Source organism: Agromyces excoecariae (assembly GCF_051715505.1).
GTDB lineage: Bacteria > Actinomycetota > Actinomycetes > Actinomycetales > Microbacteriaceae > Agromyces.
In genome coordinates this window covers 83,565-95,501 of record NZ_JBPSLA010000015.1, presented here as the reverse complement: position 1 = coordinate 95,501, position 11,937 = coordinate 83,565, and the positions used below count along the sequence as shown (strand labels likewise).

11 protein-coding genes are annotated in these 11,937 nt (G+C 71.5%); 6 read left to right on the top strand and 5 right to left on the bottom strand.

Annotated features, from left to right (window positions below):
• Positions 1-4: 4 nt before the first annotated feature.
• Positions 5-445 (bottom strand): L-rhamnose mutarotase, encoded by a 441-nt coding sequence (locus ACSJD1_RS15230; protein WP_438856126.1) that lies wholly within the window; start codon positions 443-445, stop codon positions 5-7.
• A gap of 168 nt (positions 446-613) precedes the next feature.
• Between ACSJD1_RS15230 and ACSJD1_RS15225 the strand changes: the two genes are divergently transcribed.
• The gene (locus ACSJD1_RS15225; protein WP_438856125.1) at positions 614-1,621 is read left to right on the top strand and encodes a LacI family DNA-binding transcriptional regulator; all 1,008 of its coding nucleotides are present in this window, start codon (positions 614-616) and stop codon (positions 1,619-1,621) included.
• A 56-nt stretch (positions 1,622-1,677) separates the two neighbouring features.
• Here the strand turns inward: ACSJD1_RS15225 and ACSJD1_RS15220 are convergent, their stop codons facing one another.
• From ACSJD1_RS15220 to ACSJD1_RS15210, 3 genes are all read right to left on the bottom strand, one after another.
• Positions 1,678-3,321, bottom strand: coding sequence for a M28 family peptidase (locus ACSJD1_RS15220; protein ID WP_438856124.1), 1,644 nt, complete (start codon positions 3,319-3,321; stop codon positions 1,678-1,680).
• A gap of 182 nt (positions 3,322-3,503) precedes the next feature.
• Entirely contained in the window at positions 3,504-4,973 is a 1,470-nt protein-coding gene (locus tag ACSJD1_RS15215; protein ID WP_438856123.1) for an MFS transporter, read from the bottom strand.
• Positions 4,974-4,978: 5 nt separating this feature from the next.
• On the bottom strand, positions 4,979-5,440 hold the full coding sequence (locus ACSJD1_RS15210; protein ID WP_438856122.1) for a MarR family winged helix-turn-helix transcriptional regulator: 462 nt from the start codon (positions 5,438-5,440) through the stop codon (positions 4,979-4,981).
• A gap of 113 nt (positions 5,441-5,553) precedes the next feature.
• Here ACSJD1_RS15210 and ACSJD1_RS15205 point away from each other — a divergent pair, with 113 nt between their 5' ends.
• Genes ACSJD1_RS15205 through ACSJD1_RS15190 form a run of 4 tightly spaced genes read left to right on the top strand, consistent with a single transcriptional unit; the run spans position 5,554 to position 10,021 of the window.
• Positions 5,554-7,374, top strand: coding sequence for a circularly permuted type 2 ATP-grasp protein (locus tag ACSJD1_RS15205; protein ID WP_438856121.1), 1,821 nt, complete (start codon positions 5,554-5,556; stop codon positions 7,372-7,374).
• Entirely contained in the window at positions 7,368-8,297 is a 930-nt protein-coding gene (locus ACSJD1_RS15200; RefSeq protein ID WP_438856120.1) for an alpha-E domain-containing protein, read from the top strand. Before ACSJD1_RS15205 ends, ACSJD1_RS15200 begins: the two co-directional genes overlap by 7 nt.
• On the top strand, positions 8,294-9,139 hold the full coding sequence (locus ACSJD1_RS15195; RefSeq protein WP_438856119.1) for a transglutaminase family protein: 846 nt from the start codon (positions 8,294-8,296) through the stop codon (positions 9,137-9,139). Before ACSJD1_RS15200 ends, ACSJD1_RS15195 begins: the two co-directional genes overlap by 4 nt.
• Before the next feature lie 33 nt (positions 9,140-9,172).
• Entirely contained in the window at positions 9,173-10,021 is an 849-nt protein-coding gene (locus ACSJD1_RS15190) for an alpha/beta fold hydrolase (RefSeq protein WP_438856118.1), read from the top strand.
• A 51-nt stretch (positions 10,022-10,072) separates the two neighbouring features.
• Here the strand turns inward: ACSJD1_RS15190 and ACSJD1_RS15185 are convergent, their stop codons facing one another.
• Positions 10,073-10,735: a histidine phosphatase family protein gene (locus ACSJD1_RS15185; protein ID WP_438856117.1), complete on the bottom strand. Its 663-nt coding sequence runs from the start codon at positions 10,733-10,735 to the stop codon at positions 10,073-10,075.
• Positions 10,736-10,825: 90 nt separating this feature from the next.
• Here ACSJD1_RS15185 and ACSJD1_RS15180 point away from each other — a divergent pair, with 90 nt between their 5' ends.
• Positions 10,826-11,875, top strand: a complete 1,050-nt coding sequence (locus ACSJD1_RS15180; protein ID WP_438856116.1) for a lipoate--protein ligase family protein — start codon at positions 10,826-10,828, stop codon at positions 11,873-11,875.
• Positions 11,876-11,937: the final 62 nt, after the last annotated feature.

The following is an 11,937-nucleotide window of genomic DNA, read 5'->3' as shown; positions in this document are numbered from 1 at the left end:
CTGCTCACTGTTCGCTGCTTTCTGTGCGGGGGGTGACGGATGCCGCGGCGCCGGCGCCGGCGCCGGGAGCGGTGGTGGATGCCTCGTCCGCGCCGAGCGCGGCGAGCTGGTCTTCGAGGTGGAACACCTCGCGGATCCGGGGGGCGCCCTGGTCGGGGCGGGACCCGTCGAGCGCCACGAAGAACTCGGCCATCTCTGCCTCCCACGGCGCGGTGCGGGGGTCGAGGGCGAGGGCGGCCTGGGCCGCATCGTCGTCGTCGACCTCGTAGTAGCCGATCAGCAGGCCGTCCTCGCGGAGGAAGAGCGAGTAGTTGCGCCGGCCGGATGCCTCGATCGCCCGGAGCATGTCGGGCCAGACCGCGGCGTGCCGCTCGCGGTACTCGTCGAGGCGAGCAGGGTCGACCTGCAGCTGGAAGCAGACCCGCTGCGTGGTGCCAGTGCTCATCGTCGAGCTCTCCGTTCGGTTGTGAATCGTTTCAAAGATAGATCACGTTCGCGTGTCGCGCAAGTGGAAGAGGCTTGCCGAAGAACTGCGCATTCTCATGCACCGGGAGGGCGTCGCCGCGGAGATCACGACCCGCGCCTCGTAGACTCCGACGCGGAGGGGAGTCCGATGGCAGTGAGCGTGCGCGAGGTCGCGGCCGCGGCATCCGTCTCGGTCGGCACGGTCTCGAACGTGCTGAACCGGCCCGAGAAGGTCGCGCCCGAGACGGTCGCGCGCGTGCTCGCGGCGATCGAGGAGCTCGGGTTCGTCCGCAACGACGCGGCGCGGCAGTTGCGCGCCGGACGCAGCCGATCGATCGGGCTCGTCGTGCTCGACGTGCGCAACCCCTTCTTCACCGACGTCGCGCGAGGTGCCGAGGATCGCGCCGCCGAGGACGGCATGACGATCCTGCTCGGCAACAGCGACGACAACCCCGATCGCGAGCGCGCCTACCTCGACCTGTTCGAGGAGCAGCGCGTGCACGGGGTGCTCGTCTCGCCGCGATCCGACGACCTGCCGCGGCTCGAGCGCGCGCGCTCGCGCGGCGTGCCCGTGGTGCTCGTCGACCGCGAGGCGCCCGACCGCAGCTTCTCCTCGGTCGCCGTCGACGACGTCGTGGGCGGGGCGATGGCCGTGCGGCACCTCGTCGAGTCGGGCCGGCGCCGCATCGCGTTCGTCGGCGGGCCGTCCTCGATCCGTCAGGTGGCCGACCGACTCGAGGGCGCGCGGCGCGCGGCCGCCGAGACGCCCGGCGTCACGCTCGAGGTCGTCGAGACCTCGGGCACGACCGTGCTCGAGGGGCGTGCGGCGGGCGAGGCGATCCGCGACCGGGCGCCCGAGTACCGGCCCGACGGGATCTTCTGCGCGAACGACCTCCTCGCGGTCGGCGTGCTGCAGGCGCTCATCATGCTCGGCGACGTGCGCGTGCCGCGCGACATCGCGCTCATCGGCTACGACGACATCGACTTCGCCCAGGCGGCCGTCGTGCCGCTCTCGTCGATCCGCCAGCCCGCGTGGCTCATCGGGTACACCGCCGTCGACCTGCTGCTCCGCGAAGCGCGCGACGGCGCCGACTTCGTTCCCGAGCAGGTGCAGTTCCAGCCCGAGCTCGTCGTCAGGGACTCGACCGGGCGCTGACGGGGTTCGGCCCTCCCGCGCCGATGCGAGGGAGGGCCGAACGGGTCAGGTGCGGATCAGCGGAACAGGTGGGCGCCCAGGTGGTCGCCCGCCTTCTCCGTCGCCTTCGGCGAGGCCTTCGCCGTGCCGTTCACGGACGACGTCGACATCGCGTAGGTGAGGACCGCGTGCGCGATGGCGTCGGCCATGTCGCCGAGGCCCTCCTGGTTGACGTTGCTGATCGTGCCCTCGTACTCGAGCGCTCCGCCGTACGCGGCGTTCAGCGCCTCGTACAGGTCCGCGTCAGCGCCGTCCGCGACCGGGTCGAGGCTGTCGCAGGCCTGGTGGTAGCACGGGTCGTACGACACGGGCTGGCCGTCGAACTCCGAGAGGCCGCCGTAGTCGAGGACCTGGTCGGCCGTCTTCGCGCCCTCGGCGCCGGTGAAGAGGCCGCCCGCCGGGATGCCCGCGGAGATGAAGGCGTCGTAGTCGGAACGCCCGTCGAATTCCGTCGGCTCGGAGGCGACGCCGATCGAGTCGAAGAAGTCCGAGAACAGGTGCTCGATGTCGTCGCTGCCGCTCGGGCCCTTGTTGCCGAACGCGTCACCGTCGCCGTCGTAGACGAAGTTCGCGTAGTTCGGGGAGCCGACCATGTCGAAGTTCAGGTAGAGCTCGATCTTGTTCGCCTCCTTCTTGGGGAGCGAGTCGACGTAGAACTGCGAGCCGAGCAGGCCGGCCTCCTCGGCGCCCCACCACGCGAACCGGACGGCGTTGCGCGGCTGGATGCCGAGTTCGGCCATCTGGAGCGCGGTCTCGAGGATCGAGGCCGAGCCGGAACCGTTGTCGTTGATCCCCGCGCCGCTCGACACCGAGTCGAGGTGCGCACCGGCCATGATCACGCGGTCGGTGCGACCGGTCGGCGTCTGGGCGATGAGGTTCTGCGTCGGCACGTCGAGCTCGATGAGCGTGTCGGTCTTGAGGTGCATGACGACCTCGCCCGAGGCGAGCAGCGAGGCCAGCTCGTCACCGATGGCGAACGAGGTGCCCACGACCGGGATGTCGTCGCTGAACGCGTCGCCGAGCGTCGCGTTGAGCGTCTCCTGGCGGCCGTCCTGGCCCTCGTTGAAGATGATCACGCCGCTGGCGCCCGCGACGGCAGCGTTGTGCGCCTTCACCGAGAAGTCGCACGTGCCGCGCTGGACGAGGGCGATGTTGCCCGAGGTGAAGCCGTCGAAGTCGGATGCCTCGCAGCCGCTGTTCGACGTGCTGGCGGTCGGTCCGGGCGGAAGCACCAGGTCGACCGCCTCGAGCGGTGCGGTCACGTCGCCGCTGCCCGAGTACTCGGCGGTGACGAAGTCCTCGAAGAGCACGTAGGACGTCGGGTCGGGCGAGACCCGGTCCATCTCGGCGTCGCTCAACTCGGTGAACGAGTTGAAGGTGAAGTCCTGGCGGGTCGTGATGTAGCCGGCGGCGTCGAGGAGGCCCTCGATGTAGTCGATCGACGCGCCGTAGCCGGGCGTGCCGCTCGCTCGCGTGCCGCCGTTGGCGTCGGCGACGGCCTGCAGTTCGGCCAGGTGCGCCATGATGCCGTCGGACGTGACGGCGTCCTGCAGCGCGGTGGTGTTCGTCGGTACCGCGGCCTGGGCTCCGGTCGCGGTCAGGGCGATCGCCGCGGTGGCGGCGACCGCGGCGAACGTGGCGTTCCGAGTTCTTCTTGGCACGGTCTCTCCCATGGGGGTGGTCGGAACCGGGGGCACGATGCCGTCCGGGTCGTCCGGGCACGCCGGCTGGCGCTGCCGGATGCGACCCACCCTTTCCCGATGCGCGCCGGAAGGTCAAGGGCTGGACACGGATCGCGCCAGAACCGGGTCGCCGGACCGGACGTCGACGGCGGAAATCGGCGTCAGGCGCCGGATCGTTGCGCGATCGGACGGGTTCGAGGTGCTGCGGCCGCCGCGCCGGCCGTGCGTCGCGCGGTGTGCCGGCCGGGCGACTCGACTCGACCGCGGTCGACCTCCGGCACCTCCACCGAGGTCGTCGGCGACACCAGGTCGATCGGGCTGGTGCTCGCCGGCAGCTCGACGGGCCGGGTGACCGGCACGGCGATCGCGGCCGTCGGCGCCTCCGCGTAGGCGAGCGCGAAGCGCGGCATCCGCCCGCCGATCGGATGGCGCACGACGCGCAGCCCGCGCGCCACGACGAGCCAGGCGAGGCCGACGATCGCCGCGACGCCGGCCGCGGCCGCGGCGACGCCGAGCGCCCAGCGAGGCCCCCAGGCGTTCGCGACGGCGCCCACGATCGGAGCGCCGATCGGCGTGCCGCCCGAGAGGATCGCCATGTACAGCGCCATGACGCGGCCGCGGAGCAGCGGGTCGGTCGTGGTCTGCACGTAGCCGTTCGCGGTCGTCAGCATCGTCACGACCGTGAACCCGATGAAGACGGTGGATGCCGCGAACAGCCAGTACGTCGGCATCACGGCGGCCACCGTCGCCGCGATCCCGAAGAACGCGACCGCGGCGATGATCACGCGGATGCGGGCGCGCTCGCGCTTGGCCGCGAGCAGCGCGCCCGTCAGCGAACCGATCGCGAGGATCGAGGACAGCAGGCCGTACTCGCCGGCGCCGCGGCCGAACTCGACCGCCATCGTCGAGGAGAAGATCGGGAAGTTCATGCCGAAGGCGCCCACGAGGAACACCATCACGAACACGACGACGAGGTCGGGCCGGCCGGCGACGTAGCGGAAGCCGGCGACGAATGCGCCGCGCTCGCGGGGTGCCCGCGGCATCCGTCGCAGGTTCGAGCGCTTCAGCTTCGCGAGCGCGACGAGGACCGCGATGAACGTGACCGCGTTGATGACGAAGACCCATCCGGTTCCGACGAGCACGATGAGCACGCCCGCGAGCGCGGGGCCGATCATGCGGGCCGCGTTGAACGACGCCGAGTTGAGGGCGACCGCGTTCGACATGTTCGACGACGAGACGAGGTCGGCGACGAAGGTCTGGCGGGCGGGGATGTCGACCGCGTTGACGATGCCGAGGAGGCCGGCGAAGACGTAGAGGTGCCACAGTTCCGCATGCCCGAAGATCAGCAGGAGCCCGAGCGCCAGGCCGAGCACCATGAGCGCCGACTGCGTGAACATCAGGATCTTCCGACGCTCGAAGCGGTCGGCGATGAGTCCGGTCACGGGCACGAGCAGCAGCTGGGGCGCGAACTGCAGGGCCATCGTGATGCCGACCGCGAGCGCGTCGTTGTCGGTGAGCTCGGTCAGCACGACCCAGCTCTGGGCCGTGGCCTGCATCCAGGCGCCGATGTTCGAGACGAGTGCGCCGATGAACCAGATGCGGTAGTCGACGGAGGCGAGGGAGCGGAACATTGATCTCACTGGTCGGTGAGCCTCCTGAGGATGTCGGTGGCGGCGGCGAGCGTGTCGCGCTCGTCGGGGGAGAGGGTGGCGAACCGCTTGGCGAGCCAGGCGTCGCGGCGACGTCGGGTCTCGCGCACGATGGCCTCGCCCTCGTCGGTCGTGCGGAGCAGCACCTTGCGGCCGTCGTCGGGCGAGCTCTCGCGCACGAGCAGCCCCGACTCGACGAGGCAGTTCACCGTGCGGTTCATGGACGGGGGAGTGACCCGCTCGAGCTCGGCGAGCCGGCCCGGCGTGAGCGGACCCTCGCTCGCGGTCCAGGCGAGGGCCGAGTACTGGGTTGCGCTCAGCTCGGCGTCGGCCCGTTCCTGGCGGATGCGGCGGGCCAGGCGCATGACCGCGAGGCGCAGTTCGGTGCTCTGCTCGGCGAGGGGCGCGCGGCGGGCGCGGGCAGGAGCCGGGGCGAGGGAGTCGGTCACATCGTTAGCATAACAAATTAGCGTGCCTAATGATTCCCGGTCGATCCGAGGCCGATTCGCGCCCGACGCGTGTCGGTAACCGGCCTGAAACACCGGGCTGGAAGCGTAGGCGCATGGGAAGCCTCTTCGACGGGTATGCGACGACGCGGTCGCGCAGGCGCAATCGTGCCCGACCGTGGGACGAGATGTTCCCGGCCGACGCCGTGACCGTCCGCGAGCCGTACCGCGAGCTCTACCCCGCGCTCGCGCGGATGACCCAGGACGAGCTGCGTGGCCGCACCGACGCGCTCGCGAGCAGTTACCTCGCGCAGGGCGTCACGTTCGACTTCGCCGGGGAGGAGCGGCCGTTCCCGCTCGACGCCGTTCCACGGGTCATCGGGGCGGGCGAGTGGAACGTGGTGGAGGCGGGCGTCGCCCAGCGGGTGCGCGCGCTCGAGCGCTTCCTCGGCGACGTCTACGGCCGGCAGGACGTCGTGCGCGACGGCGTGATCCCCGCCGCGCTGATCAGCTCGTCGACGCACTTCCACCGACAGGCCGCCGGGATCGAGAGCGCGAACGGCGTGCGCATCCACGTCGCGGGCATCGACGTGATCCGCGACGAGCTCGGCGACTGGCGGGTCCTCGAGGACAACGTCCGCGTGCCGAGCGGCGTCAGCTACGTCATCTCGAATCGGCGCGTCATGGCGCAGACCCTCCCCGAGCTGTTCACGTCGATGCGGGTCCGCCCGGTCGGCGACTATCCCAACCGGCTGCTCCAGGCGCTGCGCGCCAGCGCGCCCGAGGGCGTCGACGACCCGACCGTCGTCGTGCTCACCCCTGGCGTCTACAACTCGGCCTACTACGAGCACACGCTGCTCGCCCGGCTGATGGGCGTCGAGCTCGTCGAGGGCCGCGACCTGTTCTGCTCGGGCGGCCGCGTCTGGATGCGGACCACGGCGGGTCCGACGCGCGTCGACGTCATCTACCGCCGCGTCGACGACGAGTTCCTCGACCCGCAGCAGTTCCGCCCCGACTCGGTGCTCGGCGCGCCGGGGCTCATGCTCGCCGCACGGCTCGGCCACGTCACGATCGCGAACGCCGTCGGCAACGGCGTCGCCGACGACAAGCTCGTCTACACCTACGTGCCCGACCTCATCAGGTACTACCTCGACGAGGAGCCGATCCTGCCGAACGTCGACACGTGGCGGCTCGAGGAGCCCGACGCGCTCGCCGAGGTGCTCGATCGACTCGACGAGTTGGTCGTGAAGCCCGTCGACGGGTCGGGCGGCAAGGGCCTGGTGGTCGGTCCGGATGCCTCGAAGTCGACGCTCGCGGAACTGCGCGGCCGACTGCTGAAGGACCCGCGCGGCTGGATCGCCCAGCCCGTCGTGCAGCTCTCGACGCTCCCGACCCTCGTGGAGGACGGCATGCGCCCTCGGCACGCCGACCTGCGGCCATTCGCGGTGAACGACGGCGAGGACGTCTGGGTGCTCCCCGGCGGACTCACGCGCGTGGCCCTGCCCGAAGGGCAGCTCGTCGTGAACTCCAGCCAGGGCGGCGGATCGAAGGACACGTGGGTGCTCGACGACTCCGTCACGACCGGCCCCATCGCGGGGCTCGTGCCGAGTCCGCGCCCGGAGGGGTTCGGCTCGGCCCACGGCGCCGGCGGGCGCGTCGGCACGATCGTCGCCGATCAGGCGACCGGCATCGCCGGAGCGCCCACCACCGCGACGGGCATCGCGAACGCGACGGCGACGGCGACCAGCCCGATCGCAGAGGTCGAGCAGGCCGCGCATCACCGCGGCCACCGGCCCGAGTCCTCGCCGCAGGACGAGGACGCGCCGGTCCGCCAGCAGCAGCAACAGCAGCAACAGCAGCAACAGCAGCAACGACAGCGAATGCAGCGGGAGGGCCCACCGCTCCCGAACGCCCGACCGGAGGTGCCGTCATGCTGAGCCGCATCGCCGAGAGCCTCTTCTGGATCGGCCGCTACATCGAGCGGAGCGACGGCACCGCCCGCATCCTCGACGTGCACCTGCAGCTCCTGCTCGAGGACCCGTGGATCGACGAGGACTCCGCATGCCGCGCGCTGCTCGCGGTCATGGGCAGCGAGCCCAATGAAGACGTCGCGCTCGGCCCGTCCGACGTGATCGCGCTCCTCGCGGTCGACCCGCACCATCCGGCATCCATCGCCCACTCGGTGACCGCGGCCCGGGAGAACGCGCGCCGTGCGCGCGAGATCGTGTCGACCGAGCTGTGGGAGGCGCTGAACCACACGTACGCGCGGATGCCGCGGCACGTGGCATCCGACAAGACGCACGAGTTCTTCCGATGGGTCCGCGATCGCGCGGCGCTCGCGATCGGCGTCGTCGACTCGGCGTCGAGCCGCGACGAGGCGTGGCACTTCTTCAGCCTCGGCCGGTCGATCGAGCGCGCCGACATGACCGCGCGCCTCCTCTCGACGCGATCGCTCACCGAGGCGAGCGGCCCGAGCTGGACGACGATCCTGCGCAGCTGCGGCGGGTACGAGGCCTACCTCCGGAGCTACCGCGGCGTGCCGTCGACGCTCTCGGCGGCGGAGTTCCTGCTGCTCGACCGGCTGTTCCCGCGCTCGATCATCTCGAGCGTGATCCGCGCCGAGGAGTCGCTCCGCGAGATCGACCCGCGTGCGGGTCGCGTCGGCGTGACCGATCAGGCGCAGCGCCTGCTCGGCCAGATCCGCTCCGAGCTCGAGTACCGGCCGATCGGCGACATCCTGTTCGACCTGGCCGGCAACATGGAACGCGTCCAGGAGGTCGTCTCGGCGGCGAGCGACGCCATACGGCAGCGCTACTTCCCGACGAGCGTCGTGCCGGTCTGGATCGGGGAGGTCTCGTGAGTCGGCTCCGCATCGTCCACCGCACCGGGTTCGCCTACGCCGAAGAGGCCACGGCGTCGTACAACGAGGCGCGGATGCTCCCGCACTCCGGCGGCGAGCAGTTCGTGCTGCACGCGAGCCTCGACATCCGGCCGGGTGCGACCCAGCACGCCTACCTCGACTACTGGGGCACCCGCGTCTCGACCTTCGAGGTGCTGACCCCGCACCGCGAGCTCTCGGTCACCGCCACGAGCGTCGTCGAGGTGCGGCCCCTGCCCGGCCGCGGGCCGGAGCCCACCTGGGACCAGCTCGCCGAGATCCGCGCGTCGAGCGTGCCGTTCACCGAGTACACGACGCAGACGGATGCCACGGAGCCGCCGCCCGAGGTCGCCGCGCTCGCCGCGGAGATCGCGGCAGAGGGCATGCCCGTCGGCGAGACCGCGCTCGAGATCAGCCGGGCGATCGGCGACGCGGTGGAGTACGTCACGGGCGTGACGGCCGTGAACTCGACCGCGCGCGAGGCGTGGGCCGAGCGCAAGGGCGTCTGCCAGGACATCGCGCATCTCGCGGTCGGCGCGCTGCGCTCGGTCGGCATCCCGGCGAGGTACGCATCGGGCTACCTGCACCCCGACCGCGACGCGCCCGTCGGCGTCACCGTCACGGGGGAGTCGCACGCCTGGGTCGAGTGGTTCGCCGGAACCTGGCGCGGGTACGACCCGACGAACCTCGCGGAGGTCGGCGAATTGCACGTGCTCGTGGGTCGGGGCCGCGACTACACCGACGTGGCCCCGCTCCGCGGGGTGTACGCCGGCCCGTCGTCGTCGGCGCTCTTCGTGTCGGTCGAGGTGACGCGCGAGTCCTGACGGTCGGTCGTCCGGGCCTGCGAGGATGAGCGCATGCCGACGTTCACCGACCCGCAGGGCGTGCGAATCCACTACGAGTCCTGGCGAGTGCCCGACCCGATCGCGGTCGTCCAGCTCGTGCACGGCGTCGGCGAGCACATCGGGCGCTACGGCGCCCTCGTGGAGGCGCTGAACTCCGCCGGCTACTCGGTCTGGGCCGACGATCACCGGGGCCACGGGCAGACCGGGTTCGAGCAGCACGGCGGCGACCTCGACCGGATGGGCAGGCTCGGTCCGGGCGGACTGCGCGCGGCGATCCACGACGTGCACCTCTTCACCGGCGTCATCCGCGAGACCGAGGGCGACGAGGTGCCGCTCGTGCTCCTCGGGCACTCGTGGGGCTCGCTGATGGCGCAGATCCTGCTCGAACGGCACCCGCACGACTGGGATGCGGTGGTGCTCACCGGAACGGCGTATCGCACGCCGATCCACATGAACTCGGGCGACCTGAACCGGCGCCATCGGCACCTCGGGACCACCGGCCTCGAATGGCTCTCCCGCGATCCGGCGGTCGCGGAGGCGTTCGTCGCCGACCCGTACACGACGGCGGTGCCGTTGCAGGAGCTGTTCGGGCTGATCGAGGCCGCCCGCCTGCTCGGCCGCCCGGGGCGGAACCTCCCCGAGGAGCTCCCGCTGCTCATCATGGTCGGCTCCGACGACTCGCTCGGCGGCGAGAAGAGCGCGCTGAAGCTCGCGAACGCCTACGCCTCGCGGGGCCGGCTCGCCGACGTCACCCTCACCGTCTACGACGGCGCCCGCCACGAGATCTTCAACGAGACGAACCAGGAGGAGGTCCGCGGCGACCTCATCCGCTGGCTCGACGAACGCTTCGCGGTCGACTGAGCGACGACGACGGATGCCGCGCCGCTGAAGGCGGCATCCGGATCTCGTACGTCAGCGCAGCGCCGGAACGTTGAACCCGATGAGGCGCGGCTGCACCCGCCCGTCGACGCGTTCGAACCGGACCTCGGTCAGCGCGCAGTTCGCGACCTCGGGGAACAGGTCGCGATAGCGGTCGGGGTCGATGCCCAGCCACTCGCACAGCAGGAGCCGGAGCAGCGTGCCGTGGAACACGACGAGCACGCGCCGGCCGCGGCGCGAGTCCGCCGAGCCGCCGACGGTCGCGTCGCCGATGCCGAACTCCTCGACGAGCTCGCGCAGCGCAGGTTCGGCGCGCGCGATGCCGTCGAGGCCCGATTCGCCCCCGGGCAGCGGGCTGCGTGCGGGATTCCGGCCGAACGACGCCCAGGCGTCGGGCATCCGCTCCGCCAGTTCGCGGGGAGCGAGGCCCTCGCCGTCGCCGAAGTCGATCTCGACGAGCCTCGGGTCGGTGCGCAGTTCGAGGTGGGCCGCCGCGGCGGCGGGCTCGGCGCTCGCCTGCGCCCGCGCGAGCGTCGAGGACACGACCGCCGAGAGCCGCGCGCGCGACGCCCACTCCGCGAGCTGGTCGGCCTGGGAGAGCCCGTTCGCGGTGAGGTCGATGTCGGTCGAGCCCGCGTAGCGGTGCTCGCCGTGCCACACGGTCTCGCCGTGCCGTGCCAGGTACAGGGTGGTCATCGCGGCGTCCCCCTCGCTGCCGAACGGATGCTCCGTGGCCGAGCCTACGCCCGGGGTGCGCGGCCCCGCGGCATCCGTAGGCTTGGGGGCATGCACGGTGAGTACAAGGTCCCCGGCGGCAAGCTCGTGGTCGTCGACTTCGACGTCGTCGACGGGGCGATCCGGAACGCACGCGTCGCGGGCGACTTCTTCCTCGAACCCGACGAGGCGCTGGGCGACCTGAACCGGGCGCTCGACGGGCTGCCCGCGGCGTCCGATGCCAAGCAGGTCGCGGCCGCGATCACGAAGGGGCTGCGTCCCGACGCCGTGATGCTCGGGTTCTCGGCCGAGGCGATCGCCGTGGCGGTCCGCCGCGCGATCACGGATGCCACGACCTGGTCGGACTACGAGTGGGAGATCGTGCACGACCCGGCCGTGCCGCCGCGGGTGCACCTCGCGCTCGATGAGGTGCTCGCGACGCGCGTCGGCGAGGGCCGGCGCAAGCCGACCCTGCGGTTCTGGGAATGGGACGAGTCGGCCGTCGTGATCGGGTCGTTCCAGTCGGTGAAGAACGAGGTCGACCCGGATGGCGCGGCGCGCTACGGCTTCGACGTGGTGCGTCGCATCTCCGGCGGCGGCGCGATGATGATGGAGAAGGGCAACGTCGTCACGTACTCGCTGTACGTGCCGGCCGAGCTCGTGCAGGGCATGAGCTTCGCCGACTCCTATGCGTTCCTCGACGACTGGGTGCTGCAGGGGCTGCGCTCGCTCGGCATCGAGGCGACCTACCAGCCGCTCAACGACATCGCGAGCCCGGCCGGCAAGATCGGCGGCGCCGCGCAGAAGCGACTCGGGTCCGGCGGCGTGCTGCACCACGTGACGATGGCGTACGACCTCGACAACGCCAGGATGCTCGAGGTGCTGCGCATCGGCCGCGAGAAGATCAGCGACAAGGGCATCGCGTCGGCGGCGAAGCGGGTCGACCCGTTGCGGTCGCAGACCGGGCTGTCGCGTGCCGAGATCATCGAGCGACTGAAGGAGACGTTCGCCGGGCTGTACGGTGCGGCGTCGGGGTCGGTCACGGCCGATGAGCTCGCCGAGGCCGAGGCGCTCGTCGCCTCGAAGTTCGCCACGGAGGACTGGCTGCAGCGCGTGCCCTGACGCCTCGCGGGCCCCTGGCTGTGGAAGGCCTGAACGTGAGGCGGAGTCAGGGCGTCTACAAT